This window comes from Deltaproteobacteria bacterium (genome assembly GCA_016177765.1).
GTDB lineage: Bacteria > UBA10199 > UBA10199 > JACPAL01 > JACOUP01 > JACOUP01.
Genome location: JACOUP010000003.1, coordinates 176717 through 202746, shown reverse-complemented (window position 1 = coordinate 202746; position 26030 = coordinate 176717). Strand labels below are relative to the sequence as shown.

General features: G+C 52.4%; 28 protein-coding genes. 4 read left to right on the top strand and 24 right to left on the bottom strand.

Going from position 1 to position 26030, the window contains the following annotated elements; translation table 11 throughout:
• The first annotated feature begins 280 nt into the window (after positions 1 to 280).
• The 3 genes from HYS22_02345 to HYS22_02335 are packed head-to-tail and all read left to right on the top strand — an operon-like array spanning position 281 to position 1482.
• Positions 281 to 751: a hypothetical protein gene (locus HYS22_02345; GenBank protein ID MBI1908994.1), complete on the top strand. Its 471-nt coding sequence runs from the start codon at positions 281 to 283 to the stop codon at positions 749 to 751.
• Positions 748 to 1119, top strand: a complete 372-nt coding sequence (locus HYS22_02340) for a hypothetical protein (GenBank protein MBI1908993.1) — start codon at positions 748 to 750, stop codon at positions 1117 to 1119. Before HYS22_02345 ends, HYS22_02340 begins: the two co-directional genes overlap by 4 nt.
• A 57-nt stretch (positions 1120 to 1176) precedes the next feature.
• A complete protein-coding gene (locus tag HYS22_02335) occupies positions 1177 to 1482 on the top strand; it encodes a hypothetical protein (GenBank protein MBI1908992.1) in 306 nt (101 codons plus the stop codon).
• On the opposite strand, the gene HYS22_02330 is transcribed toward HYS22_02335, so the two are convergent.
• From HYS22_02330 to HYS22_02270, 13 genes are all read right to left on the bottom strand, one after another.
• Complete coding sequence (locus HYS22_02330) at positions 1472 to 2233, bottom strand: enoyl-CoA hydratase/isomerase family protein (protein ID MBI1908991.1); 762 nt, start codon at positions 2231 to 2233, stop codon at positions 1472 to 1474. The two genes, HYS22_02335 and HYS22_02330, sit on opposite strands and share 11 nt — an antisense overlap.
• 5 nt (positions 2234 to 2238) lie before the next feature.
• Positions 2239 to 2772, bottom strand: coding sequence for a Zn-ribbon domain-containing OB-fold protein (locus HYS22_02325; protein MBI1908990.1), 534 nt, complete (start codon positions 2770 to 2772; stop codon positions 2239 to 2241).
• An 8-nt stretch (positions 2773 to 2780) separates the two neighbouring features.
• Positions 2781 to 4112, bottom strand: a complete 1332-nt coding sequence (locus tag HYS22_02320) for a thiolase domain-containing protein (GenBank protein MBI1908989.1) — start codon at positions 4110 to 4112, stop codon at positions 2781 to 2783.
• Entirely contained in the window at positions 4109 to 4513 is a 405-nt protein-coding gene (locus HYS22_02315; protein ID MBI1908988.1) for a cobalamin B12-binding domain-containing protein, read from the bottom strand. Before HYS22_02315 ends, HYS22_02320 begins: the two co-directional genes overlap by 4 nt.
• Positions 4513 to 6132: a methylmalonyl-CoA mutase family protein gene (locus HYS22_02310; GenBank protein ID MBI1908987.1), complete on the bottom strand. Its 1620-nt coding sequence runs from the start codon at positions 6130 to 6132 to the stop codon at positions 4513 to 4515. The genes HYS22_02315 and HYS22_02310 overlap by 1 nt, the downstream gene beginning before the upstream one ends.
• Positions 6132 to 7274, bottom strand: coding sequence for an acyl-CoA dehydrogenase (locus tag HYS22_02305; protein ID MBI1908986.1), 1143 nt, complete (start codon positions 7272 to 7274; stop codon positions 6132 to 6134). The genes HYS22_02310 and HYS22_02305 overlap by 1 nt, the downstream gene beginning before the upstream one ends.
• A gap of 16 nt (positions 7275 to 7290) precedes the next feature.
• Positions 7291 to 7659 (bottom strand): retroviral-like aspartic protease family protein, encoded by a 369-nt coding sequence (locus HYS22_02300; GenBank protein ID MBI1908985.1) that lies wholly within the window; start codon positions 7657 to 7659, stop codon positions 7291 to 7293.
• A gap of 354 nt (positions 7660 to 8013) precedes the next feature.
• Positions 8014 to 8328: a hypothetical protein gene (locus HYS22_02295; protein MBI1908984.1), complete on the bottom strand. Its 315-nt coding sequence runs from the start codon at positions 8326 to 8328 to the stop codon at positions 8014 to 8016.
• Positions 8329 to 8822: 494 nt separating this feature from the next.
• Positions 8823 to 9098 (bottom strand): hypothetical protein, encoded by a 276-nt coding sequence (locus tag HYS22_02290; protein MBI1908983.1) that lies wholly within the window; start codon positions 9096 to 9098, stop codon positions 8823 to 8825.
• A gap of 89 nt (positions 9099 to 9187) precedes the next feature.
• Positions 9188 to 10105, bottom strand: coding sequence for a hypothetical protein (locus HYS22_02285; GenBank protein MBI1908982.1), 918 nt, complete (start codon positions 10103 to 10105; stop codon positions 9188 to 9190).
• Positions 10102 to 11397, bottom strand: a complete 1296-nt coding sequence (locus HYS22_02280; protein MBI1908981.1) for an adenylosuccinate synthase — start codon at positions 11395 to 11397, stop codon at positions 10102 to 10104. The genes HYS22_02285 and HYS22_02280 overlap by 4 nt, the downstream gene beginning before the upstream one ends.
• A gap of 2 nt (positions 11398 to 11399) precedes the next feature.
• Positions 11400 to 12986: a phosphoglycerate dehydrogenase gene (locus HYS22_02275; protein ID MBI1908980.1), complete on the bottom strand. Its 1587-nt coding sequence runs from the start codon at positions 12984 to 12986 to the stop codon at positions 11400 to 11402.
• Between the two features lies 1 nt (position 12987).
• On the bottom strand, positions 12988 to 14127 hold the full coding sequence (locus tag HYS22_02270; GenBank protein ID MBI1908979.1) for an alanine--glyoxylate aminotransferase family protein: 1140 nt from the start codon (positions 14125 to 14127) through the stop codon (positions 12988 to 12990).
• Positions 14128 to 14259: 132 nt separating this feature from the next.
• Between HYS22_02270 and HYS22_02265 the strand changes: the two genes are divergently transcribed.
• Positions 14260 to 14802, top strand: a complete 543-nt coding sequence (locus HYS22_02265; GenBank protein MBI1908978.1) for a hypothetical protein — start codon at positions 14260 to 14262, stop codon at positions 14800 to 14802.
• Here HYS22_02265 and HYS22_02260 read toward each other — a convergent pair.
• From HYS22_02260 to HYS22_02210, 11 genes are read right to left on the bottom strand one after another with little or no spacing between them, the layout of a single operon-like run.
• Positions 14791 to 15498 carry a hypothetical protein gene (locus tag HYS22_02260; GenBank protein MBI1908977.1) on the bottom strand — a complete coding sequence of 236 codons (708 nt, stop codon included), beginning with the start codon at positions 15496 to 15498 and terminating at the stop codon, positions 14791 to 14793. The two genes, HYS22_02265 and HYS22_02260, sit on opposite strands and share 12 nt — an antisense overlap.
• 43 nt (positions 15499 to 15541) lie before the next feature.
• Entirely contained in the window at positions 15542 to 16732 is a 1191-nt protein-coding gene (locus tag HYS22_02255) for an argininosuccinate synthase (GenBank protein MBI1908976.1), read from the bottom strand.
• Positions 16733 to 16773: 41 nt separating this feature from the next.
• A complete protein-coding gene (argF, locus tag HYS22_02250; protein ID MBI1908975.1) occupies positions 16774 to 17685 on the bottom strand; it encodes an ornithine carbamoyltransferase in 912 nt (303 codons plus the stop codon).
• The gene (locus tag HYS22_02245) at positions 17682 to 18872 is read right to left on the bottom strand and encodes an aspartate aminotransferase family protein (GenBank protein MBI1908974.1); all 1191 of its coding nucleotides are present in this window, start codon (positions 18870 to 18872) and stop codon (positions 17682 to 17684) included. Before HYS22_02245 ends, argF begins: the two co-directional genes overlap by 4 nt.
• Positions 18869 to 19750: an acetylglutamate kinase gene (gene argB / locus HYS22_02240; protein ID MBI1908973.1), complete on the bottom strand. Its 882-nt coding sequence runs from the start codon at positions 19748 to 19750 to the stop codon at positions 18869 to 18871. The genes HYS22_02245 and argB overlap by 4 nt, the downstream gene beginning before the upstream one ends.
• Positions 19750 to 21123 (bottom strand): ATP-dependent protease ATPase subunit HslU, encoded by a 1374-nt coding sequence (gene hslU, locus HYS22_02235; GenBank protein ID MBI1908972.1) that lies wholly within the window; start codon positions 21121 to 21123, stop codon positions 19750 to 19752. Before hslU ends, argB begins: the two co-directional genes overlap by 1 nt.
• Positions 21120 to 21695, bottom strand: a complete 576-nt coding sequence (gene hslV, locus HYS22_02230) for an ATP-dependent protease subunit HslV (GenBank protein ID MBI1908971.1) — start codon at positions 21693 to 21695, stop codon at positions 21120 to 21122. Before hslV ends, hslU begins: the two co-directional genes overlap by 4 nt.
• Positions 21670 to 22584 (bottom strand): tyrosine recombinase XerC, encoded by a 915-nt coding sequence (gene xerC / locus HYS22_02225; GenBank protein MBI1908970.1) that lies wholly within the window; start codon positions 22582 to 22584, stop codon positions 21670 to 21672. Before xerC ends, hslV begins: the two co-directional genes overlap by 26 nt.
• Positions 22551 to 24815 (bottom strand): type I DNA topoisomerase, encoded by a 2265-nt coding sequence (gene topA / locus HYS22_02220; protein ID MBI1908969.1) that lies wholly within the window; start codon positions 24813 to 24815, stop codon positions 22551 to 22553. Before topA ends, xerC begins: the two co-directional genes overlap by 34 nt.
• Complete coding sequence (gene dprA, locus HYS22_02215; protein MBI1908968.1) at positions 24812 to 25714, bottom strand: DNA-protecting protein DprA; 903 nt, start codon at positions 25712 to 25714, stop codon at positions 24812 to 24814. Before dprA ends, topA begins: the two co-directional genes overlap by 4 nt.
• Positions 25686 to 25991: an integration host factor subunit beta gene (locus tag HYS22_02210; protein ID MBI1908967.1), complete on the bottom strand. Its 306-nt coding sequence runs from the start codon at positions 25989 to 25991 to the stop codon at positions 25686 to 25688. The genes dprA and HYS22_02210 overlap by 29 nt, the downstream gene beginning before the upstream one ends.
• Between the last annotated feature and the right edge of the window lie 39 nt (positions 25992 to 26030).

The window sequence follows — 26030 nt, the reverse complement described above, 5'->3', positions numbered from 1 at the left end:
CCCGCAGGGGGTGAGGGTCATTGCGAGGAGTGTAGCGACGAAGACCCTTTTCAAAAATCCCCCTTGTGTCCCCCTTTGCTAAAGGGGGAAAATTCTGTGCCTCCCCCTTTGAAAAAGGGGGGTTGGGGGGATTTCTAACCCAGATTTCTAGAAAAATGCGAGGAAAAACAGATCTAAGCGTGGGCCTGCTTGAGGTGGGTGATCTCTTCTTCGTGGTGGTCTAGCCGATTTTTAGTTTCTTGTTGACAGGATCGCTCCCCTCTATTAATCACCGAACACCATGCCGGACGGGCCAAGAACGCTCCTCGACAGAATCCGCTCCATCCTCTTTCTGGGAAGTCTCACCCTCGGGATTATCCTTCTGGTTAATGCCTATTATTTAAAGCAAAGTTTTGCTTCAAAGATAATATCCTATGAGTCTGAAATTAAAAGACAAAAAGCCTATCTAAAAGATCTTCTGGACAAGACTGAGGCAACGATTCTGGAAACCCAGACTGCCTTGCAGGAGATCGAAATTGTCCCTCCCTCTTTGTTAGGGGAAGGGGTGGTTCCCCCAAGAGCGATTCGCTCAGGGGTGGTTCAGCGACAGGCTCCGAAGGTTGCCGTGACCGACTCACAGAAGGTGCAGGGGATGACAAAGAGCCTCCTCCGTGGCAACAGGGAGGCCCAGAGATTGATGCAAAAGGCACGGCACCTCCAGAGAAGGTTTGCCTCAGAGAGAGTCACCTACCCTTACGAAAATACCCCGTGATGGAAAGAGAGATGCCAGCCATTCATGAAATCACCCAGCTGACGGGGAGGACTCTCCTCAGGCAGTGGGGCCGTTTTTTCCTCTCTTTCTTGGGAGGGACACTGGCACTCGTCACCTTCTTTACCGGGGTTCTCACCCTCCCCCGCCTCTGGCAACAATATTCCCTCCTGCAGGAAAAGGAGAAAAACCTGGAGCAATTTAGCAGCCAGGCCGCCGCCCTTTTGAATGAGATGCACCGTACGATTGAGCTCTCCGAGGAGCAGACTCAGCGATTAAGAAGCCTCTCCGGGAGATCCCCCGCCAGATACCCGGTTGATCCCAGGACCGGCGCCGCCATCGTCTACTACGACGAAATAATTAAAAATTAGCAACTTTTACCCCGACCTTTTCGACAAAGAGGCCAAACAAGGGGGCGTTTAAGGAACATGACATTTTCTGTACTCGCGGATCGTCTTAAAAAAAATCTTCCATTCCGAGTTTCCGAACTGCAGGCCTTTATTGTCGGATTGCTAGTCGCCTTTCCCCTCTTCTACTTTTACATGCAGTATCTTTCCCCCCATACCATTCCCTTCAAATTAGAAAAATTGAGGAAAGAGGAAAATGGGTTGCAGGAGATGATTAAGGAGACCGATACCCTCTTGCAGGAACTCTCCACCTCGCTCAAACGCAACCGTGAAATCCTGAAAAGAATGGAAAAAAGAACAGTCTTGAAACCGGCCCCTACCCGATAGACCAGGACGGTTTTCTCCCGGCCAAGAAGGCTTGAATCCCCTCTCGGGCCTCTTTCGAGGAAGAAACGGAAAGGAGTTCCCGAAGGGCCCGCCTTGACCCGCTTCGACTTTTAACTAATTTTTTGCACCTTTGAACCGCCTCCGGCCCCGAGGTAAAGAGTTCCCGCGCCACGGTCATTGTTTTCGATTCAAGCTGTTCTCCCGGAACAACCTCATGCAAAAGTCCGACCCGCTTTGCTTCCTGGGCGCTGAATCGCTCGCCGGTCAAAAAGTAGCGTCGTGCCCATGACGAACCGGTCTTGGCGATCAGATACGGAGAAATAAGCGCCGGGATCAGCCCCACCTTCACCTCCCTGAAGACAAAGGAGGACTCCTCGGAGGCGATCGCGATATCGCAACAGGCAATCAATCCAAGCCCCCCTCCCGCGGCGCCGCCCGAGATTTGCGCTATCGTCGGCCGAGGGGAATCGTTGAGCAATGAAAGAAGCCTTTGAAATCCTGCCGCCCTTTTTGCGAGTGTTTTTTTAGAGGTCGATACGATCTCTTTCATCCATTGAAGATCGGCGCCGGCACAGAAAAAACCATCCTGACCGGAAAGAATAACCAGGCGGCAGTCTTTATCCCTAAAAACCTTCAGGAGGGCTGTTGTTAATTCAGAAATCAGTTCCTCGTTGAGGCTGTTCTTGACCTCGGGGCGATTGAGGATAATGCGGGTGAGAGGCCCCTCCTCTTTTTGGATGACGAAGGACATCTTTTTTAAGCAGGGACAAAATAGACATCAGTCGGTTTGAACTTGGAATTGCGCCGGAATTTTGCCTTCACCTTCATCCCCACCCAATCCAGCGATGCCTCACGGGGGTTGACCCCGATCAGACGGCTGAGGAGGAGGGTGTTGAATCCTTCGAACTCTACGAGACAAAGGATGTACGGCGTCTCCTTTAAAAACTCCTCGGAGCCAAACTCGCAGACGGTAAAGGTATGGAGGTTTCCTTCTAGAGGCATCTCCACCCAGTCGCAATCCGACCCACACTCCATGCAGGAGAGTTTCGGGGTGGCAAACTGGTAACCGCACTTCTGGCATTTTGTCCCCAAGAGTCTCTTGTTGGCCAAACCGGCAAACCAGGGGGAGTCCTGACCGTAGCTGTGGATGTAATCGATATGGTACGGCTGTTTGAGAATAATCGGCGAGAGATCCTTGAACTGTTCCGGATTTTTAGGCAGTGGGACATTGAATAAAATCTGCCCATCATCGGTTTCTTCAATCTGTGTTGGTATAGTTTTATCCGCCATAAGCTCTCCTAATTTTTCTCCAAAATAGAAACGCTCACGTACGTTCCGGTCCCGGCGTGAGAGTGGATGACTCCGCGTTTGGGGTTCTTCACCTGAAGGGTCTTGTCCCCAAAATGTTTTCCAATCGTCCCTTGCAGTTGCCATGTGGCAAAGACCGCCTGCATCAGTCCCGTAGCCCCCACCGGATGACCACAGGCGATCAATCCCCCGGACGGATTCACCGGACAGACCGGTTTCTCCTTTAGCTTCAGGCCGTAATCGATCCCCGGCATAAACGTCTTGCCGGAGGCGGCAAACTCACCCCCCTCGCCGTAGCGGCAGAGCCCCATATCCTCGTAGGTCTGGATTTCGGAAGAGGTATAGGCGTCATGGAGTTCGACAAAATCGATCTGGCTCAACGGATCGGTGATCCCGGCCTGTTTGTAGGCATTGAGTGAGGCCACCCGACCGGCCCGGAAGGAATGGATGCCGGGGTATTTCAATTTTCCGCCGACAAATTTTTTGCCGACGTAATCCTCCGGTTTTTCGTGGGGGAGTAAAATGACATCCTTGTGGGGACGATCCGACATCCGCATCGCATCGGTCCCGCGGCCGATCCCGGTGATCTTGACCGCATTGACCGGTTTTCCGGTCGCCTTTTCAATTTTACGGATCCCCTCCTCGGAGGCGACCAGCGTACAGGCGGCCCCGTCACTCATCACACAGATATCCAGACGGGTGAGTGGCCAGGCAACCACAGGCGCCCCGCGCACATCACCGATCGTCAATTTCTGCCGCTTCTGCGCATAGGAATTGTAAAGGGCATTCCTGTGATTTTTGACCGAGACATGCGCCATCTGTTCGACGGTGGTTCCGTATTCCTTCATATGCCGCACCACCATCATCGCGTAATAGCCGGAATAAAAACCGCCGACCGGATAATCAAAGCTGACATCCGAGGCCAGCGCAATAAACTCATTCCCCTTCCAGGTATTGACATGGCTCATCGTTTCAAAACCGTAGGCGAGACAAAGATCCATGGTACCGGAGGCGACCGACTTCCAGGCCTCCTGAAAACAAAGACCACCGGTCGCCCCGCCCCCTTCGACACGGTGAGACGGCTTGGGGGTCAACCCGAGGTAATCCTGGACCATGATCCCCGCCATCAGCTGACGGGTAAAGTGGTCGGAGAAGTAAGAGGCAACCGACCCGTCGACGATTTCCAGAAATTTTCTGTAGTCGAGCCCAATATCCTGCAGGGCGTAGACAACCGCCTCTTTGACGATCGCCTGAAAGGTTTTGTCGGGACGGGCCTTTTTGAATTTACTGACGCCGCCACTGACCACATAAACTGGTCTCATAATCTCCTCGGCTTAACATTTTTACGGATCCAGTCAACAACATCTCTCGTATCGGTTCCGGGGGTGAAGAGCGCCTTCACCCCTTTCTTCTTCAGACCGGGGATATCATCCGGCGGGATGATCCCGCCACCGATCACCACCTTATCCGCACACCCATTTTTCTTTAAAAGACGGAGGACCTCAGCAAACAAATGATTGTGGGCGCCGGAAAGGATGGAAAGACTGACACAATCGACATCTTCCTGGATGGCGGCGTTCACCACCATCTCCGGCGTCTGATGAAGGCCGGTGTAAATCACTTCAAACCCGGCATCGCGCAAGGCCCGCGCAATAATCTTTGCCCCGCGGTCATGGCCGTCAAGGCCCGGTTTGGCAACCAAGATACGTAGTTTACGTTCCATTAATAATGCCCCGGATCTTTATACGTTCCAAAAACAGATTTAAAAACGCTGACGACCTCTCCCAGCGTTGCATATTCCTTGACCGCTTTCAAGACAGAAGGCATCAGGTTTTCCCTTGAGGCGGCGGCTTTTTTGAGTTGGGTCAGCGATTCTTCCACTTTTCTGGCATTTCTCTTTTTCTTGACCTCGGAGAGTCTTTTTAACTGCCTTTTTTCAGCCTCTCTGGAGATTTTCAGGGTTTCGATCGGCGGTTCCTTTTCCGAGACAAAATCATTCACCCCAACAATAATTTTTTCCTTGGTTTCCACTTGTCTCTGGTAGCGAAAGGCTGATTCAATGATCTCTCTTTGAGGGTAGCCAAGGTCGATCGCCCGAAGCATCCCCCCCATTTCGTCAATCTTCCGGATGATCGCCTGCGCCTCCTTTTCCATCTCGTCGGTTAAGCTTTCGACGAAATAAGAACCGCCGAAGGGATCGACCGTACCGACAACGCCGCTCTCATGGGCGATAATCTGTTGGGTTCGCAGGGCGATCCGAACCGCCTCTTCGGTTGGAAGGGCGTAAGTTTCATCCAGAGAATTGGTGTGGAGCGACTGAGTCCCTCCCAAGACCGCCGCCAACGCCTGGATCGTTGTCCGGACAACATTGTTATAAGGTTGTTGCGCCGTGAGACTCACCCCGGCCGTTTGCGCGTGGGTTCGAAGCATCCAGGAACGGGGGTTCTTTGCCTTGAATCGCTCCTTCATGAGACGGGCCCAGAGTCTCCGCGCCGCCCGGAATTTGGCAATCTCTTCAAAAAAATCATTGTGGACGTCGAAAAAGAAGGAGAGCCGCGGCGCAAATTTATCGACATCCATCCCGCGACGGATCCCTTCCTCTACATAAGCAACCCCGTCCCCCAAGGTGAAGGCCAGTTCCTGAACCGCCGTCGCCCCCGCTTCACGAATATGGTAACCGGAGATCGAGATCGAGTTCCACTTTGGCATCTCTTTGCTGCACCAATCGACCATATCCATCAGGATCCGGACGGACGCCTCCGGCGGGCAGATCCATTCTTTCTGCGCAATAAATTCTTTAAGGATGTCGGCTTGGATGGTACCGCCCAACTGATCAGGCCGCAGGCCTTGTTTCTCACCGACGGCAACATACATTGCCATCAACACAATCGCCGGGGCGTTGATCGTCATGGAGGTGGTGATCTTATCCAACGGAATTCCGTCAAACAGGAGTTCCATGTCAGAGAGCGACGAGATCGCCACCCCTTCGATCCCCACTTCGCCGCCTGCGATCGGGTGATCCGGATCGTACCCCATCAGGGTCGGCATATCGAAGGCGGTAGAGAGCCCCATCATCCCGTGGGAGAGGAGATACTTGAACCGTTTGTTGGTGTCTTCGGCAGTTCCAAAACCGGCAAACTGGCGCATCGTCCAGAGCCTGCCACGGTACATCGACTGATGGATGCCGCGCGTGAACGGGTACTCCCCCGCCTTGCCAATATCCTTGTCAGGATCGAGATCCGCCGTATCCTCAGGCGTGTAAAGCCTCCGAATCAGTCTTGAGGAAAGGGTGCTGAATTCTTTGGGTGAATCACCCTTCTGACGCTCCGGCAAATTTCCCATTAAGATTTAAGAAGACTCCTCGCAATAACCAATCTTTGAATCTCACTGGTCCCTTCATACAGTTCCGTGATCTTGGCGTCCCGGAAATGCCGCTCTACCGGATAATCCTTGATGTAGCCATAGCCGCCGAAAACCTGAATCGCCTTGGTGGTAATCCACATCGCCGCCTCCGAGGCGTGGAGTTTGGCCATCGCCGCCTCTTTGCTGTAAGGTTGCCCCTGGTCCTTCAACCAGGCGGCCCGGTGGATCAGAAGTCGCGAGGCGTCGATTTTTAATGCCATATCGGCCAGGTAATGCTGGATCGCCTGAAACTGGCTGATCGGCTGACCGAACGCCTCCCTCTGCTTGGAGTAGGCCACAGCGGCTTCAAATGCGGCCCGCGAAATCCCCAAGGCCTGTGTTCCGATTCCGATCCGGCCACCGTCCAAGGTCGCCATCGCAATCGCAAACCCCTCTCCTTCTTTTCCAAGGAGATTCTCAGCGGGAACCTCACAGTTATCCAAAACAATCTCCGAGGTGCTGGAGGCGCAGATCCCGAGCTTCTTTTCAATCTTGCCGATCGCAAATCCCTTAAAATTTTTCTCCACGATAAAACAGCTGATCCCCTTATGCCTCTTTTCCTTGTCGGTCATCGCATAAACCACCATCGCGTCGGCATGGGGACCGTTGGTGATAAAATTTTTCCGGCCATTTAAAAGGTATTTGTTCCCCGACCTTTTGGCGGTCGTTTGCTGGTTCGCGGCGTCCGATCCGGTTCCCGGCTCCGACAAGGCATAGGCCCCCAGTTTTTTCCCGGAGGCGAACGATTTTAAATATTTTTCCTTTTGAGCCGTTGTTCCGAATTTAAAAACCGGCCCGCAGAAAAGGGAATTGTTGACCGACATCGTCACACCGGTGGAGGCACAGGCGGCTGAAACCTCTTCCAAGGCAAGGCAATAGGAAATGGCGTCTAGCCCTGCCCCACCCCATTCGGTTGGGATCATCATCCCCATGAGTCCCAGTTCCGCCATCTTTTTCAAATTTTCGGAGGGGAACTCTGATTTTCGGTCCAGTTCCGCGGCGCGGGGGGCCACCTCTTTTTGGGCAAAGTTCCGGACCATCTCACGGATCGCTTTTTGGTCTTCGGTGAGGGAGAAATTCATCAGGGCGAATCACACCTTATTTGACTCTGGCCAAGACAAGTTTCATCGGAAGGAGTTCTCTGGAGAGAGGGTTAATCATCAATCCCAGGACTTCAAGAGTCACCATGCCAAGAAGTGCGGCATCCTCACTAGCCCCCAAAACGACAGGAGATGTCCCTTTCTTTCCTTGGACCTTAAAAGAACATTCCGAGATGGACCGGGATATGACCGTTCCATCGGCCAGTGTAAATTCCACCTCCCTCATTGGTTTCAGGCCCAAGGACCTCCAGACCTTTTCAGGGAGGACAGAATAAACAGCACCGCTATCAACCAGAAATTGAATATTCTTCGTCTTTCTTGAAGGAGGATTCGAAAACAACCGCGCCTTGATATGAGTGAGCCCCATGTCCGTGAATCTAGCGAACTCGCTGGAGACTGTCAACAATCAAGGAGAACTATTGTTACCTGTTGCGACAACGTTGGGTTTCTGGATCACAAGTCAGATTATAATATTCATGATATCTGTTGCATTCTTCACTGGACTCACAGCGATCCCCGACCTGATGAGAACGACATTGGCCACTGTCACAAATGAGGGTAGAACCACAAATATGATAGTCATCGTTACAGTTCCTCCCGGGGCTATTCTGGGTAACGACACAGTGCCCACTCAGACAGCTCATCGGAAACTCTGATCTTGGGTCTCCCCCACAATATAAGTCGGAGTCACAGGGGTCTCCCGGTTTAATGTAATTGCACCTCATTTGACCAATTCTATTTCTTTCGCAGATAAGACCATAATCACAACTAACGTTCTCCCTGGTGCAGTCTTCATTGGATTCTGCAGATTGAGCCCAAGAGCATCTTCCATTAATACATAATGCTCTATAGTCGCCTTGAACGGCGCAATAGGCCTGAACTGAACCGTCTTCGTACCTCCAAGCACTCTCGATGCAGCTCTCCCCAAGATCTCCAAGACACTGTTTAAATCGTACACTATAGGGATTTGACGATGGGACAGAACCACAACGACCTGAAACACATTGGTTATCCTCCTGGCAAGCTGCGGCTCCATTCAAAAGTTTGCATCTTCCGTCAATGCAGGCAAACGCATTCTCATAGGAGAACCAACTATGAAGCGGTCCCCTGTCTTCAACACGGCAGTTACGGTCTGAACGACAACTTCTGGTAAAGATATCTTCCGGAAGACAAACCTTGTTCCAGCAGGTTCCCGTGGCACATTGGAACTGGCGACCGCGCGAATCATCGCAGGCATCTCCCAGATCTGGAAGACAGGTGTGGCTTTCGGCATCACAGATTTTTGAAAAGCATTCTTTATCCTTCTGGCACTGTTCGCCACCATGCTTCCACAGCCCAACTTTCAGGGCCGGTTTTGTGATCTCAAGAGCAGGCAGCATTTTGCCCTTGATAAGAGATTTATTGGATCCCCTGGTCGGGAACCCTCCTGTGGCAAAGGCAATTTGATTTACTTGAAAGAGACCAATAAGAAAAACCGCAACAAAGAGTATGAGTCGTTTCATAATCCCTCCTCATCGTTTACAGAGGTTGTTACCCAAACCAGACCCGGCGGACGCCGCACTTCTGGAGCATAGTGCCGAAACGTTCGTAGGTGATCTCGGTCCAGGCGAGTTCCGGCAGACGATCGTATTGGATCCGGATCGCATGATTGCGCAGGAACTCAATGGAAACCTCCTCTTCCTGGGGAAATTCCAGCCAGAAGAGGACTGTTTCGATGACTTCCCTTTTCTGCCCCTCCGTCCATCGTGAATAGCCCGGGTGATCCCGCCTTTCAGGACCCGGTTCGATGTTCAAGAGTGCCTGCATCACGACCTCCTACTAGAAAGGTACAGCAAACCGCATGCCAACTATTCAAATTAATAATTGATGTCTAACCAGCTGAAATAGATAGAATTCTAATTTCTTGGATTGCCTGGAAAAGGAGCCAAGTGAAGGGATTTTTGACACAAGGGGGGTATTTTAAACGCCAGCTCACCTTTGAGAAATTTATGATCCAGATAGGCCAAGACGAGGAGTTTTTTCTTTAAGGGATGCCACCGGGCCGAGGTCACTTTTCCGGCCTCTTTCCCTTCCGCATCATAGACGATTGTTCCGGCCGGAATTTGCACCTCTTCGTCAACTGTCAGGAGGCAGAGATTTTTTGGGGTCCGTCCCTTGCCGTAACTGAAGATCCGTTCCACCACCTCCTGGCCCGGATAACACCCCTTGTTCCGGGCGACCGCAAAGTGGAGATTTCCCTCAAGAACGATGGCAGTCTCATCGATATCAACACCATACTCAGGAATCCCTGATTCCATCCGGACCAGATCAAAGGCCTCTTTGGAGATGGAAGGGCCGTTTCTTTTGAACCGATCGATTTCCGGCGAGGGGATAAGATAACCGACAACTGGTTTCAAGTAGATTGTTTCTTTCCAGGAATAACTATCCGACGGTTTCACGGTTTCGGTTCCAGACCCAACCTGATACAACAATCGATACTCACAAGACCGATCAACAAAATCCACTTTATCCATCACCTTAAACTTTTTCAGATGATCCCAGGTCTTCTGAAAGAGGGACTGCTGGATGAGAAAGAGATAGCCATCCGGCCGAATTTTTAAGACGCCAAAGAGTGAAAGAAGCATCCCCTTCCGATCCAAAAGGGCTGAATGGAGGAACTGCCCGATCTCCTGCTTCTGGATATTTTGCGAAAGCATCCGGTGGAGAAATGGTGTGGAATCGGAACCACTTACTTCAAGAACACGATTATCAGAGGCCTCGTAGAAAGCGCCCCATTTTTCAATCTGTTCGAGTTGTTGCAGGAGTGACTTCATCGACCGAAAGGACGCTGGATCATGATATGCTCTTCGCGCGAGGGACCGACAGAGACCCCGCGGATCTTAACCCCCAGCGATTTTTCCAGGAAGAGGGCATACGCCTTGGCATTTTTCGGCATCGCCCTGAACTTTCGGATCCCTTTTAACTCCTCACTCCACCCCTTCATTGTCTTGTAAACCGGACAACATTCACTCAGGACCTCAACGCTTGTTGGAAATTCCTTCAGCTGTTTACCTCGATACTCATAGGCCACACAAACCTGGATCTCCTTTAAGCCTGAGAGGATATCCAGCTTGGTCAAGACAAGCCCGGTCAACCCGTTGACCCGGATCGCATGCCGAAGAAGAACCAGGTCAAACCAGCCGCACCGTCGGGGACGACCGGTCGTCGCCCCGAACTCCCCCCCTTTTTCACGAAGATGCCGGCCGGTCTCGTCACTCAGTTCCGTTGGAAATGGGCCGCTCCCAACACGGGTCGTATAGGCCTTGGCCACGCCGATGACCTCATCAATCGCTGTCGGCCCCACTCCACTCCCGGAGGCGGCCTGACCAGCCACAGTATTGGAGGAGGTCACAAACGGGTAAGTCCCATGGTCCACATCGAGCGAGGTCCCTTGCGCCCCTTCAAAGAGGACATTTTTCTTTTTCCGGATCGCCTCTTGGAGGACAAAGGAGGCGTTGCCGACAAAGGTTTTTAATCTTTCCGCCACGGGAAGATAGGAAGAACAGATCTGGTCGAAAGGGAGCGGCGGTGCCCCAAGGATTTTCTCAAGATAAAGATTTTTTTCAGGTAGAACTTCACCCAACCGCTTTTTGAATAACTCCGGATTAATAAACTCGACCATCCGAATCCCCATCCGGGCTACCTTATCCTCGTAGGCGGGACCGATCCCACGCCCTGTTGTCCCTATCTTCCCCTTCCCTTTTCGTTCCTCACGGAGGAGATCAATCTGCTTATGGTAAGGAAGGATCAGATGGGCATTTTCCGAGATGAGAAGACACTTCTGGTTTTTGAGGGCCCCCTTGGACTGAACTCTCTCAATTTCTTCAAGGCAAACGGTAGGGTCGATCACAACCCCATTTCCGATGAGACAGGTTACCCCTTTTCTGAAAATTCCGGAGGGAATCAGGTGCAATACAGACTTCTCTCCCCCGATCACTAGGGTATGGCCGGCGTTGTTTCCCCCCTGGAAGCGGACAACAAAATCGGCCGACTCGGTGAAAAGGTCCACCACTTTCCCTTTTCCCTCATCCCCCCATTGGGCACCGACAATGACGATGGAGGACATTTTTAGAGATCCACGACCTTTACAGAGATAATATTGGGCAGTTTTTCAATCTGGACAATGACATCGGGGGTTATGTTCCCTTCCACATTATAGAGGGCCATCGCCTCAGACCCTCCTTTTTCCATCCCCAATTGCATCCGGGAGATGTTGACCTTTTTCTGCCCCAGGAGTGTTCCGATGTTGCCGATGACCCCTGGCCGGTCATGATTATGGATGACCAGAATCTTTCCTTCCGGCACCGCCTCCAGATAAAAGTCATCAATCCGGACGATCCTGGGGTTAGTTTTTCCAAAAATGGTGCCAGAGACGGAAAAGCTCTCTTGACCGCTTTTGAGAGTCACCGTCATCAGGTTGGCAAAGTCGGCATGTTCACGGATCTTGGATTCAATGACCTTCATTCCCCGTTCCTGGGCGATGACCGGGGCGTTGACATAGTTCACAGAAACGTCCGAGAGCATATGCGAGAGAAGCCCCTTCAAAAAACCGATGGTGACGGGACTTAAGCTCCGTCCGGTGATGTCGCCACGGTATTCAATAAGGAGCTCACTCGGGAGCTTTTCAACCAGCTGTCCTTGCAGACTCCCCAGTTTTTCGGCCAAGGAAATATACGGCTGGAGGAAGGCCCTAGCCTCCGCACTGATGGAGGGGAAGTTGACCGCATTTCGAATAGTGCCGGTCTTGAAATAGTCGGCAATCTGTTCGGCAATTTCAATGGCCACATTTTCCTGAGCTTCATCGGTGGCGGCACCCAGGTGAGGCGTGAAGATCACCTGTTCCATCTGCAGGAGCGGATGATCCGGCGCCGGAGGCTCTTTTTCAAAGACATCAAGGGCGGCCCCCGCCACAATCCCCTCCTTGATCGCATTCATCAGGTCGATCTCATTCACAATGCCGCCCCGGGCACAGTTAATGATGTAGACCCCTTTTTTCATTTTGGTGAAGGCACCCTTGCCAATCAGGTTCTTGGTTTTTTCGTTGAGCGGCGTATGGACAGTGATGTAATCGGCTCGTGCAAAAATATCGTCTAATGTCGCCAGTTGAATCCCAAGTTTTTGCGCCGCTTCTTCAGAAAGAAACGGGTCGTAGCCAACCACTCTCATCTTGAGCCCCAAGGCCCGGTCGGCAACAATTTTTCCAATATTCCCGACACCAACGATCCCCAAAACCTTATTGCAAAGCTCGCTCCCCATGAATTTTCCCTTTTCCCACTTTCCGGAACGGAGCGAGGCGGTCGCCTGCGGGATCTTGCGGGAAACAGCGAACATCATCGCGATCGCATGTTCGGCGGTGGTCACGGCGTTGCCGGAAGGGGTGTTCATCACGACAATCCCCTTTTTGGAAGCGGCCGGCAGGTCCACATTATCAACCCCGATCCCGGCCCGGCCGATCACTTGCAATTTATCCGCCGCTTCAAGGATGTCGGCGGTCACCTGGGAGCTACTCCGGATCACCAGCGCCTCGTATTGTGAAATAATTTTTTTGAGTTCTTCCGGTTTAAGTCCGGTCTTGAAATCGACCTGCAGGCCGGCGCTTTTAAGGATTTCGAGGCCATGGGGTGATAACTTGTCGCTGACTAAAACTTTTACCATGTCACCCATTCCCTTTCAAAACTTGCATCGCCTGCGCCACCCCTCGCCCCAATTCCCCTTTATACCCAAGATCGGCAAGGGCCCATTCTACCGCCGCAATAACGGTCACCACATCCAGGTCATCGAAATTCCCCAGATGGGCGATCCTGAAAACCTTCCCCTTGACCTCATCCTGCCCCCCGGCAATCGTCATGTTATACTTTTCCTGCAAGATTTTATAAACTTTTTGTCCGTCAATCCCTTCCGGGGAACAAACGGCGGTCAAGGCATTGGAGGGACTTTCCGCATACAGTTTGAGGCCGATCCCCCCTATCCCCTCCCGAGTCGCTTCTGCCAAACGGGCATGCCGGGCAAACATCCCCTCCAGCCCCTCCAGACGCATCGTTTTCAAAACTTCCTGCAACCCAAGGATAAGACTGATCGCCGGTGTGTAGGCCGACTGATTCGTCTCCAGCGATTTTTTTTCCTTTTTAAAGTCAAAATAGAATTTGGGGAGGTTGCTTTTTTCAACGAAACCCCACGCCTTGTCTGACAGGGCAGCAAAGGCAAGCCCCGGAGGGAGCCCCATCGCCTTCTGGGAACCGGCAATCAGGAGATCGATCTTCCAGCGATCCATCGGCAGATCCATGGCTCCCAGGGCGCTGATCGCATCCACAACAAGCAGGGTGTTGGGAAGGCTGGCGACAATCTTGGCCAACGGTTCGATCGGATGGTAGACACCCGTAGAACTTTCAGACGCCTGGACAAAGAGAGCCCGGAACTCACCCCCCTTTAGTTTTTTCTCCACCTCTTTGGGATCAACCGCTTTTCCCCACTCTACCTTAATAATGTCGGTCTCAATCCCGTACGCCTTGCAGATCTTCCACCAACGTTCGCCAAATTTGCCGCCATCGATCACCAGCGCCTTGTCTCCCTTAGAAAGGGTGTTGGTCACCGCCCCCTCCATCGCCCCGGTCCCAGACGAGGCAAAGAGCAACACCTCATTTTTTGTCTGGAAGAGCCACTTCAGCCCCGCCCGGACCTCTTCTAAGATCTTCTCAAAATCTTTGGTTCGGTGATGGATAATTGGCCGGGCCATCGCCAGAGAAGCCGCTTCGGAGACCGGTGTCGGACCCGGTGCAAATAGTCGATATTTGGGCATATTGGCGGGTGGAGACTAGACGGGGGGGGTCAAAATGTCAAGCGAATGGTCATTTGGTACCGGGTACCTTTTGGCCAAAAGGTACCCGGTACCAAGCAACTTGTCATAACCTCAGGGCGATAAGAGGGCCAAATGGCACCCCCCTCCTCTTTGGATCTTTCCCCTCCCTATTGTCCAGAAGTCACCGATTCCCTGACACCGGCAAGGTTTGATGAGGTCGGGATAATCGTTATCGGTCCTGACAGTGCTTCCTCTTCCGTTCATCCGGACAGCCATTTTATCATGAACGAGGCAACAATCAGGGGGATTGATGACAGATACCGATTGGCCCCCTTGACCGAGGCGTTAATTCTCTTTTGGCTTCATAACGCCAACACCCTCCCCTGCTTCTACCCCACCGCCGATCAATTTCTCCGTGACGTTGCCCATGGATGGGGAGTTGAGGCGCTCAGGCAATGGCATGAAACGCAACAACGGGTAGAGAGATCCGGTATCCCAAGAGAACAAAAAGAGGCGGCCTACCAACCGGTCATCGCCTCGCTCCAAAGCGTCTGTTACGCCGCCGGAGAGCTGGTTCCTGCAGAAGTTATTAGAGAGTTCGGTTACGCCTGCAAACTGGCGGGACTCCTTGAGTGTGAGTTTGACGTGGAATGCGATTTTTTCTTAGACCCCTGAGAGATCAAGGTCGTCCAATCGAAACCCCTCTTTGAGATAGCGGCCTAAGATCCCTTCGTTTCTCAAGTCGCTGACAATTTCACCAAAGGGACGTTTGGATTGAAGAGCCAAGCTATCCAAGAAGGTCCCACTCACCAAAGGATGGATGGAATTGCCCAAGACAACGTAGGTCTGATTGTTCCAGTCAAAGACGGCACGGACTCGCCGATCATCCCCTTCTTCCTCAAAGATCGCCTCGGCACGAATATTGGTTCGTAAATCCTCCGGACGGATCGGCTGGTCTGATCCCCTAAAGTGAGCCAGGGAAAGGGGCACGCGGCGTCTGGGGGGAGGCGGTTGTCTCGAAACTTCTTGTACGACCGGCCTGGGTATTTCAATCTCCGGCTTTCGGCACCGGCTTGTGTTCAGCGCCTCCCGAACGGCGTTCAAATAAGCCTCGGCATCCCCGAATCTCCCAGCATTGATGGAACCATTAGCTAAAGTTAAGGTTTCTCTGATAAAATCGTTCACTTCATCTGAAAAAACACGACCAGCCCCTTTAATGCCACTCCCCGACCGGTTGAAGGTCCGGCAGGATTCTGCATAGTGCACAACCTCAGAAGGTTTAGGGGCCCGGCTTTTGAGATCCTTGTACTGCTGGCGGAGCAGATCACCAGGACTAGGAGGACCTGTAGGAGTGGCACGTCGGCTACTCATACCTCCATTGTACCGATTTTTGAAGGGGCTGTAAATTACGGATTTAGCGGTTCAGAAGGGCACGGGTCTTCAGCCGGAGGGCGTTCAGCTTGATAAATCCTTCGGCATCCTTCTGGTTGTAGACGGAGTCTTTCTCGAAGGTGGCTACTTTGGCATCAAAAAGAGATTTTGGCGACTTTCGGCCGACGACCTGACAGCTCCCCTTGTACAGTTTGAGCCGTGCTGTACCGATGACATTCTCCTGGGCCTTATCAATGAGGGTCTGCAACGCCTCCCTCTCCGGGGAAAACCAGAAGCCGTAGTAAACCAGCTCAGCATAACGGGGGATCAGGGAATCGCGGAGATGCAAGACCTCGCGGTCGAGCGTCAACTGTTCTACCGCACGATGGGCGGTGTGTAGGATGGTCCCGCCCGGTGTTTCATAAACCCCCCGGCTCTTCATCCCGACAAACCGGTTTTCCACCAGATCGACCCGGCCGATCCCGTGACGGCCGCCGATCTCATTTAACCTTTTTAAAAGCACTGCCGGCGAAAGCTGTTTGCCATTTACCGCAACCGGATTGCCCCTTTCATAGTTGATCTCCAGATATTCTGGTTTATTGGGGGCCTGCTCTGGAGAAACGCTCATCACAAACATCTCTTCCGGGGGCTCCTTCCAGGGGTCTTCCAAAATACCCCCTTCAAAACTGATATGAAAGAGGTTCGCATCCGAGCTGTATGGTTTGGCCTTTGTGACCGGAACCGGGATCCCGTTTTTCTTGGCGTAGGCGATCAGATCGGCCCGCCCTTTAAAACCCCAGTCACGCCAGGGGGCGATCACCTGAATCCCCGGACAAAGCGCGTAATAGGTCAATTCAAACCGGACCTGATCGTTCCCCTTGCCGGTCGCCCCGTGGGAAACGGCATCGGCCTTTTCCTTCAGGGCAATCGCAACCTGTTCCTTCGCAATGAGAGGTCTCGCAATAGAGGTCCCCAAGAGATAACTCCCCTCATAAACGGCATTCGCCCGGAGCATTGGGAAGACGAACTCTTTGACAAACTCCTCCCGAAGATCGGCAACCACCACCTTGGAGGCGCCAGTCGCCAGCCCCTTTTTACGAACCGCTTCCAGATCCTCATCCTGCCCCAGGTCGGCGACAAAGGCGATCACCTCCGCCCTGTAGGTCTCTTTGAGCCATCTGAGGATGATCGAGGTATCGAGTCCACCGGAATAGGCTAAAACGATTTTTTTCATAAACTCCTTTTTGTACGGGCGTTCGCCTGAGGCGGACACCCCTACCTCTTCAATAATATTTCCAAAATAGCCTTCTGGACATGCAATCGATTTTCCGCCTGATCCCAGATGCGGGATTGCGGGCCGTCCATCACCTCACTCGTAATCTCCTCTTCCCGGTGGGCCGGAAGGCAGTGCAACACGATCGCCCCCTTTTTGGCATGAGAGAGCAGTTTGGCATTCACCTGAAAAGACTGAAAGACCCTGTTTTTTTCATCTAAAATCTTTTGTCCCATCGAAAACCAGGTGTCGGTATTGATCACATCGGCCTCCTTCACGGCAACAACAGGATCGTTGCCGATATGGATATGAGAATGCCTCTCTCTCCCGATCTCTTTGAGAATGGAAGCAGACGGTTCATACCCTTCCGGGGTTGCGATATTGAGCTCGAAGCCAACTAGAATGGCGGCCGTGATCCAACTATTGGCGATATTATTTCCATCCCCAATATAGCTAATCTTTAACTTTGATAAATCTTTATTAACTTCTTGAATTGTAAATAAATCTGAAATGATCTGACAGGGGTGCGAAAGATCGGACAAGGCGTTGATAACCGGCACCGAGGCCCCCCTGGCCAACTCTTCAAGATTTTTCTGGGCCGAGGTCCTCATGACAATCCCGTGGACGTACCGCGAAAGAACCTGGCCGGTGTCATAATAGGTCTCCCCCCTTCCCAGCTGAGAGGACGAGGCATCCAGATAGATCGAATGTCCGCCGAGTTCATTCACCGCAATATCAAAAGAGACCTTGGTCCGTGTGGACGGTTTTTCAAAGATTAAGGCGACGTTTTTCCCCTTAAGGATATCGGAAGTTTTTTGCTTTTTTCTTTCCTTCTTAAAAGACCGGGCCTGTTGCAGAATGGCGTGAAGCGATTCCGCATCCAGATCCAAGAGAGTGAGAAGATCCTTTTTCATATTCCTCTAAAGACCTCATCCATTATTTTTAACCCCTGATCAATCTCTTTTTTGCTCACAATCAACGGGGGGAGGATCCGCAAAACCCTCTCCTGAGCGGCATTGAGGATCAGCCCCCTTTCGAGACAGGCCATCACAAGAGGCTTGGCCTCGGTCTCCAGCTCCAAACCCAGAAGAAGACCCTGTCCCCTCACCTCCTTGATAAAAGGGTACCTCTTTTTCAATCCCTCCAGACCGCTTCGGAGATACCTCCCTACTTCCCTGACATTGTCCAAAAGCCTCTCTTGGAACAAGGTCTCCAGGACAGTGCTTGCCACAAAGGTGACAAAAGGATTGCCGCCGAAGGTGGCGGCATGATCGCCCGGTTGAAAGGTATCGGCCACAAAGTCTCTCGCCAACATCGCCCCGACCGGGAGTCCTCCGGCCAGAGCCTTGGCAATCGTCATGATATCTGGCTCGATCCCCAATTGTTCGTAGGCAAAGAGGGTCCCCGTCCGACCGATACCGGTTTGGACCTCGTCAAAAATCAAAAGGATCCTCTTTTCGTTGCAAAGAGAACGGAGCTCTTTGAAGTAATCGACCGACGCCATCCGAACCCCCCCTTCCCCCTGAATCGGTTCGATCATGACGGCACAAACTGTGTTGTCCATTTTCTCCTTCAAAGATACAATATCTCCAAACGGGACATATTGAAAACCGGGGATGAGTGGTTCGAAGCCTCTTTTGATTTTTTCCTGACCAGTCGCGGTGATCATCGCGAGCGTTCGACCATGAAATGAACCTTCCATGGTGATGATTTTGTAACAGTCGGGGTCCTTGTGGGTTTTTCCCCATTTCCGGGCCAACTTTACCGCCGCCTCATTCGCCTCTGCCCCCGAATTACAAAAGAAAACCTTATCGGCAAAAGAATTCTGGCATAATTTCTCGGCCAACGCCGCCTGATGATCAATCTGAAAAAGATTGCTCACATGAAGGAGAGCTCCCGCCTGTTTGGAGATGGCGTAACTCACGCGGGGGTGGGCATGGCCCAAATTGGTGACGGCAAGCCCCGAAAAGAAGTCGAGGTATTTTTTTCCATCGGCATCCCAGAGCCAGCACCCCTTTCCCTTCACCGGAGCGACCGGCATCCGCGGATAGGTATTCATGATATATTTTTGGGAGAGGGCGATAATCTGATCGGTCTTCATGCAATAACCGTTCCGACACCTTTGTCGGTAAAAATCTCGAGCAAAAGGGCATGCTGGACACGCCCGTCAATGATATGGGCCGATTTCACACCGGCCTCCAACGCCTTGACACAACTCTTGACCTTGGGGATCATCCCTCCCTGGACCACCTGTTCTTCAACGAGGCCTTGAACCTCTTTGGTTTTCAGTGACGAAAGGAGCTTGCCATCCCGATTCTTGATCCCGTCCACGTCGGTTAAGAGGACCAGTTTTTCGGCCTTCATGGCGCCGGCAATCGCGCCGGCCATCAAGTCGGCATTGATATTCAAGGCCTCCCCCTCCTGATCTACACCGACAGGGGCAATCACCGGCACAAAATTTTGGGACTGCAATGCCTGAAGGACAACGGTGTTAACCTCCTTGACGTTCCCGACGCGGCCAAGATCAATAATCTCGGAGACCCCTTCCTTGTCAAAAGTGACCTTCTCTTTGGGGACCTTTTTGGCCCGAACCAGACCACCATCCTTACCGGAAAGCCCAACCGCCTTTCCCCCCTGTTTGTTGATGAGGGCCACTATCTCCTTGTTGATGAGGCCGACCAGGACCATCTCCACAACATCCATCGTCTGCTCATCCGTGATCCGGATACCGTTGTGAAACTTGGACTCGATTCCCATCTTTTTGAGATACTCTCCGATTTGTGGACCGCCGCCATGGACGATCACCGGTTCCAGACCGATATATTTCATCAGGACAACATCACGGGCAAACCCTTCTTTGAGGGAATCATCGACCATCGCGGCGCCGCCGTATTTGATCACAACTGTCTTGCCAAAAAACTTGCGGATATACGGGAGCGCCTCCATCAAGACGGAGGCTTTTTCAATAAGCGCTTCCATCAGAGGATATACCGGCTTAAATCGACATCCTTCACGACATCAGCCAGCCTTTCTTTGACGTATTTGGCATTGATAGTGATCTCCTTCTTCCGTGATTCAGGGGCCGTAAATGAGATCTCGTCCAGGACCTTTTCCATGATGGTGTGCAATCTTCTCGCACCGATATTTTCCGTCCTCTCGTTTACCAGTGCCGCAAAATTGGCGATCTCCTCCAACGCGTCACCCGTTAATTCCAGAGTCAAACCTTCCGTCTTCATGAGGGCAATGCATTGTTTTGTCAAGGAATTTGCCGGTTCCGTGAGAATCTTGACAAAATCTTCCTTGGTCAGGGACTCCAGTTCCACACGGATCGGGAATCGTCCCTGAAGTTCCGGAATCAGGTCGGAAGGTTTGGAGACATGAAAGGCCCCTGCCGCAATAAAAAGAATGTGGTCCGTCTTGATCATCCCGTACTTGGTGGAAACTGTGGAGCCTTCGACGATCGGCAGAATATCTCTCTGAACCCCTTCGCGCGAAACATCCGGCCCATGCCCCGATTCCCGTCCTGCAATCTTATCGATCTCATCGAAGAAAACGATCCCGTTCTGTTCGACCCTTTCGATCGCTTGGCGGGTGACATTATCCATATCAATCAGTTTAGCCGCCTCTTCCTGAGTCAGAAACAGAAGTGCCTCGGAGATCTTCATCTTTCTCTTCTTGCGCGATTTGGGCATGATATTGGCAAACATATCCTTCAAATTCATCCCCATCTCTTCCATGCCACCCCCTCCGGAAGAAATAATCTCGACCATCTGCATCGGAGGGGAGCTGATTTCGACTTCAATCACACGATCATCCAGCTTGCCGGAACGGAGGAGCCCCTTTACCTTTTCACGATTTTCCTCTTCTTCAATCGCCACTTCCGGGGGGGGCGGAACCCCGGCCATGGTAAAGGCCGGCGTGTTTCTCTTCCGATTCACCACCGGAACCAGCAGATCCAGCAACCTTTCTTCGGCCAACTCCTGGGCCTTTACCTGAACCCGCTCTTTCTCCTCTTCCCGCACCATCTTCACAGAGAGATCCATCAATTCCCGAATCATGCTTTCCACATCCTTGCCAACATAGCCGACTTCGGTAAATTTGGAGGCCTCCACCTTGATAAAGGGGGCATTGGCCAGTTTGGCGATCCTCCGGGCAATCTCCGTCTTCCCGACACCAGTCGGCCCGATCATGATGATATTTTTGGGGGCGATCTCATCCCGCAAATCTTCCGGGACCTGTTGCCGACGCCAGCGGTTCCGAAGGGCGATCGCGACCGCCCTCTTCGCATTCTTCTGACCAATGATGTACTTGTCGAGTTCGGAAACAATCTCTCTGGGGGTAAACTGACTCATTTGGTTATTTCTTTGATGGTCAACTGGTTGTTGGTAAAGACGCAAATCTCGGAAGCGATCTTCAAAGACTCCTCGGCAATCTCACGGGCCGTCAACTTTGTATGACGAAGCAGGGAACGGGCCGCCGCCAGGGCGTACATCCCCCCGGAACCGATCGCCGCCACCCCATCATCCGGCTCGATCACGTCGCCGGTCCCGGAAATGGTAAAGGTTTTTTCCTTGTCAGCCACGATCAAGAGCGCCTCCAACCGCCGGAGGATCTTGTCCGTCCGCCAATCCTTGGCCAGCTCGACGGCGGCCCGCGTGAGATTGCCGTTAAACTGGTCCAACTTGTTTTCGAACTTTTCAAAGAGAGTCAGGGCATCCGCCGTAGAACCGGCAAAACCGGCCAGGACTTTTCCCTCTTTCATCGCTCGGATCTTGACCACCTTTGATTTCAGAACGGTATTCCCCAGAGAGACCTGACCGTCCCCGGCAAAGGCGACCTGGCCGTCGCGGCGGACCGCGAGGATCGTGGTAGAACGAATTACAGGACCCGTTCCCTCTTTAAGCCCTCGGATGTGTTTTGTCATAAACCTCCATGAGTCGATCCAGACTCACATGGGTATACTTTTGCGTCGTCGAAAGACTGGCATGTCCTAAAAGTTCCTGGATCCCGCGCAAGTCGGCTCCGCCATCCAGGAGATGGGTCGCAAAACTGTGGCGGAACATATGGGGCGTCACCCTTTTCATGATCCCCGCCTTGAGCGCATAAAAAGAAACAAGCCGTTCCAAACTCCGCGGTGTCAGGAGAGTCCCCTTTCTGTTCAGAAAGAGGGAACTCGCCTCAGCAGGCCTCTTCAGTACCTTTGCCCTGATTGATAGGTATTTTTCAAGGGCCAATTGAGCCTGCGACCCCATAATCGTCAACCGCTCCTTGGAACCCTTGCCGATTACCCGGACGATCCCTTCTTTAAAATCGATATTCTCAAGGTGCAGCGAGGCAACCTCGCTCACCCGCAGACCGGTGGCATAGAGCATCTCCAGGATCGCCCTGTCCCGAACCGGTTTCCAATCGGACCCGGAAGCGCTTTTCATGATCGCATCGACCTCGTCAACGGTCAAAAACTTGGGCATCCTTTTGGGCAGTTTGGGTGTCGGGACTCTCTTGGCCGGATTCTGGGCAATCAGGTCCTTTCTCTGAAGGTACCGGTAGAAACTCCGGATCGCAGAAATCTTTCGGGCAATGGAAGCGGCCTGATTCTTTTTAGAAAACAGAAATCCGACGAATCCACGGACATCCAATTCGGAGGCTGTAGATAGGGCCCGACCCTTCGAAAGAAATTTTTCAAACTCTTCAAGATCCCTTCGATAACTTAAGACGGTATGCGGCGAGGCCCTCTTTTCATGCCTCAATCCCTCCAAAAACTCTTTCACCTGCGACTCTTTCACACCTTTCCCTCTTCGCGGGTAAAACCGCATTCCTTGGGACAACTGATCTTGTCCCCACTCTTCTTGGAAGACTTGAGGAGTAAAAACGTCGCACCGCATTGAGGGCAGGCTTCCTTTAAAGGACGATCCCAGGTAGCGTAGGTGCATTTGGGATAACTGGTACAACCGTAAAAGACCCTCCCCTTCTTGGTCCGCCGTTCCGCAATCTTCCCGTTGCACAGGGGGCAGGTAATCCCCAACGAAATGGCGCGGCTTGTTTTACACTCAGGATACTTGGAACAGGCGAGAAACTTTCCGAACCGTCCACTCTTGATCACCATCTGTGAACCGCAGGTCCCGCAAAACTCGCCGGTCACCTCCAGCTTGGAGAGTTTTATCTTTCCGTCATCCTTCCGTTCAAACTCCCTCGTGTTCTTGCAGGCCGGGTAGTTGGTGCAAGCGATAAATTCTCCCCGTCGTCCCCACTTGATCACCATCGGGTTGCCGCACTTGTCACATACCAGTTCGGTAGCAATCTCCTGCCTCTTGACATTTTTCATGTTCTCCTTGGCAGAAATAAGCGTCTTGCTGAACGGACCATAGAAATCGGTGATCGCCTGAAGATAGGAACGACGCCCCTCTTCGACTTCGTCCAGCTCCTCCTCCATCTTTGCGGTGAATTCAACGCTCAAGATATCCGGAAAATTATCAATCAACAGGTCATTGACGATGAACCCCAAGTCGGTCGGGTAAAACCGGCCCTGTTCCTTCTTGACATATTCCTTGTCCTGAATGTTGGAGAGGATCGCCGCATAGGTTGAGGGACGACCGATTCCCTTAATCTCCAACTCCTTGATCAGCGAGGCCTCAGTGAAACGGGGAGGTGGTTCCGTAAAATGCTGTTCCTCCTGAAGGTCAAGCAATTTGAGCAGTTCTCCTTCGGAAAGAATGGGTAAAACCCCCTCTCCCTCGTCCTCAGTTTCCTCGGATTCCTCGCGGTCCTCATGATAGACAACGGTATACCCCGGCTCCTTCATAACGGAACCATTGGCCCGCAGGCCATAATCGGCCGCCTCGATGTCAAAGGCGGTCTGGTCAAAAACAGCCGGAACCATTTGCGAGGCGACAAATCTCTTCCAGATCAGGTCGTAGAGTTTGAGCTGATCCGGATCGAGATATTTTTTGATCTCCTGCGGGTGGTAGCCAACGCTCGTTGGCCGGATCGCCTCATGGGCATCCTGCGCCCCTTTTTTGTTTTTATAAAAGATCGGTTTTTCGGGCAGGAAATTGGCACCAAACTGTTTTGAAATAAATTGTCTCGTTTCACCGATGGCGTCGTCGGAGACACGGGTGGAATCGGTTCTCATGTAGGTAATCAACCCGACGGACCCCTCTTCCCCCACTTCCACCCCTTCATAGAGCTGTTGGGCAATCATCATCGTCCTCTTGGCCGAAAATCCGAGTTTGCGCGAGGCATCTTGCTGGAGTTTGCTCGTGATAAAGGGGGGGAGCGGGTATCTCTTTCGTTCCTTTTTGGTAATCTTGGAGAGTTTAAAAGAGGCCTTCTTGAGGTCGATCGCAATCTTGTGGCTCTCGACCTCTTTTGAAACCTCCATCTTTTTGCCACCGTGCGTGATCAGACGGGCAAGGAAGGCAGGCTCCTGGCTCCCCAGGAGTTGGGCCGCGAGGGTCCAATACTCTACCGGACTGAAGGCCTTGACCTCCCGTTCCCTCTCACAAACAAGACGAACGGTCACCGACTGGACACGGCCGGCGGAGAGTCCGCGCCGGACCTTGTCCCAGAGGATCGGACTGATCTGATAACCGACAAGCCGGTCTAAAACACGACGGGCCTGTTGGGCTTCGTAAAGAGACTTATCCAGTGCCAGAGGTTTCTTGATCGATTCGGTGATCGCCTTTTTGGTGATCTCGTTAAAGAGTATCCGGTGAATCGCGGGTGACGCGCCTTTCACTTTTTTAGCCGGTTTGAGTTCTTCGGCAACATGCCAGGCGATCGCCTCCCCTTCACGATCAGGGTCAAGGGCGAGCAAGATTGTCTCCGAACCGGAGGCCGCCTTTTTCAATTCATCAACCACCTTCTTCTTGGTAGCAATGAGCTCGTAGGTCGGGAGAAAACTGTTTTCAAGATCGACCCCCAGTTTCCCCTTCGGGAGATCCTTGATATGCCCTACGGAGGCCTTTACGGAAAACTGGGAACCCAGGTATTTTGAAATCGTCTTCGCCTTGGCCGGCGACTCGACGACAACAAGCGTCTTTTTCAAGAACCCTCCCTAAGAATACTGAACTGCTTGCCCGGATGTTGCTGGATGACGCCGCGGAGTTCAAGCGAGAGGAGTGTTGCCAAGACAGCGCCGCTTTCCATGTTGACTCGCCTCATAATCTCATCCACCGATTTGGGTGTCGGGGTCAGTTGCAAAAGAATCTTCTTCTCCTCTTCTTTGAGGTGATTGTAAAGGGGTTTTCCACAGGGGCTCGCGTCGCCCCTCTCAACATCCCGTTGGGGCTGTTTGACTTGAAACAAAGGAAACTCATCCAGAATATCTTCCACACGCTGAACCAACTTCGCCCCTTTCTGGATGAGGGAGTGAGGCCCGAAAGATTGGGGGGAATCGACCGGACCAGGCACGGCAAAGATCTCCCTGTTTTGTTCCAAAGCCCATTGGGCGGTAATCAATGAGCCGCTGTTGAGTGCAGCCTCAACCACAACCACTCCCAAAGAGAGTCCGCTGATGATCCTGTTCCTCAACGGAAAATTGTGCGAAAGAGGCGGTGTTCCGGGGGGTAGTTCTGTCAGCAACAGCCCCTTTTGGCGAATCTCCCTCCTCCAAACCTGATCCCCGCGCGGGTAATCAATATCAAGCCCGGCACCCAGGACGGCAATCGTCTTCCCTCCCCCTTCAAGGGCCCCCTGATGGGCCATCAGGTCAATCCCTTGGGCAAAACCGCTGACCACGACGATCCCTCGTTCCGCAATCTCTTTGGCAAGACGGAGAGTAACCGTTCTTCCGTACTCGCTCGGGTGTCGCGATCCGACAATGGCGATGGCCGGCTCTTGGAGACAATCCAGCTCTCCTTCATAATAGAGAACAGCGGGAGGTTGGGGGATCTCTTTGAGGAGGGATGGGTATTCTCTACTCGCCGGCTGGAGACTTTTTTGCAATTTTGCCGTCAACCTTTTCTTTGAGTTCCTTGCCCACCTTGAAGAAGGGAAGTTTCTTCGGCTTGACCTGGATCGATTCTCCCGTGCGCGGGTTGCGCCCGGTATAGGACTCGTAAACCCTCACAACGAAACTGCCGAACCCCCTGATCTCGATCCTGTCCCCCTGGAGCAACGCCTCGGACATGGAATTGAAGATGAGATCAACCAAGTCTTCAGCTCGCTTCTTCGTCAATTTCGCCTTGTCGGCAATCGTTTGTACTAACCCTGATTTATTCATAACAGTTAGGAGGAGCTAAATTACCAATAATGTAGCCGA

Bases quoted from the DNA above. Each gene is read 5' to 3' on its own strand.
- HYS22_02345 (MBI1908994.1), top strand. From the start codon at position 281: ATGCCGGACGGGCCAAGAACGCTCCTCGACAGAATCCGCTCCATCCTC.
- HYS22_02245 (MBI1908974.1), bottom strand. From the start codon at position 18,872: ATGAAGACCGATCAGATTATCGCCCTCTCCCAAAAATATATCATGAAT.
- xerC (MBI1908970.1), bottom strand. From the start codon at position 22,584: ATGCGGTTTTACCCGCGAAGAGGGAAAGGTGTGAAAGAGTCGCAGGTG.
- HYS22_02330 (MBI1908991.1), bottom strand. From the start codon at position 2,233: ATGTCCTTCGTCATCCAAAAAGAGGAGGGGCCTCTCACCCGCATTATC.
- argB (MBI1908973.1), bottom strand. From the start codon at position 19,750: ATGGAAGCGCTTATTGAAAAAGCCTCCGTCTTGATGGAGGCGCTCCCG.
- HYS22_02320 (MBI1908989.1), bottom strand. From the start codon at position 4,112: ATGAGACCAGTTTATGTGGTCAGTGGCGGCGTCAGTAAATTCAAAAAG.
- HYS22_02325 (MBI1908990.1), bottom strand. From the start codon at position 2,772: ATGGCGGATAAAACTATACCAACACAGATTGAAGAAACCGATGATGGG.
- HYS22_02290 (MBI1908983.1), bottom strand. From the start codon at position 9,098: ATGCAGGCACTCTTGAACATCGAACCGGGTCCTGAAAGGCGGGATCAC.
- HYS22_02315 (MBI1908988.1), bottom strand. From the start codon at position 4,513: ATGGAACGTAAACTACGTATCTTGGTTGCCAAACCGGGCCTTGACGGC.
- HYS22_02260 (MBI1908977.1), bottom strand. From the start codon at position 15,498: ATGAGTAGCCGACGTGCCACTCCTACAGGTCCTCCTAGTCCTGGTGAT.
- HYS22_02255 (MBI1908976.1), bottom strand. From the start codon at position 16,732: ATGAAAAAAATCGTTTTAGCCTATTCCGGTGGACTCGATACCTCGATC.
- HYS22_02295 (MBI1908984.1), bottom strand. From the start codon at position 8,328: ATGGAGCCGCAGCTTGCCAGGAGGATAACCAATGTGTTTCAGGTCGTT.
- HYS22_02335 (MBI1908992.1), top strand. From the start codon at position 1,177: ATGACATTTTCTGTACTCGCGGATCGTCTTAAAAAAAATCTTCCATTC.
- hslV (MBI1908971.1), bottom strand. From the start codon at position 21,695: ATGACAAAACACATCCGAGGGCTTAAAGAGGGAACGGGTCCTGTAATT.
- HYS22_02280 (MBI1908981.1), bottom strand. From the start codon at position 11,397: ATGTCCTCCATCGTCATTGTCGGTGCCCAATGGGGGGATGAGGGAAAA.
- hslU (MBI1908972.1), bottom strand. From the start codon at position 21,123: ATGAGTCAGTTTACCCCCAGAGAGATTGTTTCCGAACTCGACAAGTAC.
- HYS22_02210 (MBI1908967.1), bottom strand. From the start codon at position 25,991: ATGAATAAATCAGGGTTAGTACAAACGATTGCCGACAAGGCGAAATTG.
- HYS22_02310 (MBI1908987.1), bottom strand. From the start codon at position 6,132: ATGGGAAATTTGCCGGAGCGTCAGAAGGGTGATTCACCCAAAGAATTC.
- HYS22_02285 (MBI1908982.1), bottom strand. From the start codon at position 10,105: ATGAAGTCACTCCTGCAACAACTCGAACAGATTGAAAAATGGGGCGCT.
- HYS22_02270 (MBI1908979.1), bottom strand. From the start codon at position 14,127: ATGCCCAAATATCGACTATTTGCACCGGGTCCGACACCGGTCTCCGAA.
- HYS22_02305 (MBI1908986.1), bottom strand. From the start codon at position 7,274: ATGAATTTCTCCCTCACCGAAGACCAAAAAGCGATCCGTGAGATGGTC.
- HYS22_02275 (MBI1908980.1), bottom strand. From the start codon at position 12,986: ATGGTAAAAGTTTTAGTCAGCGACAAGTTATCACCCCATGGCCTCGAA.
- HYS22_02265 (MBI1908978.1), top strand. From the start codon at position 14,260: ATGGCACCCCCCTCCTCTTTGGATCTTTCCCCTCCCTATTGTCCAGAA.
- argF (MBI1908975.1), bottom strand. From the start codon at position 17,685: ATGAAAAAGGATCTTCTCACTCTCTTGGATCTGGATGCGGAATCGCTT.
- HYS22_02300 (MBI1908985.1), bottom strand. From the start codon at position 7,659: ATGGGGCTCACTCATATCAAGGCGCGGTTGTTTTCGAATCCTCCTTCA.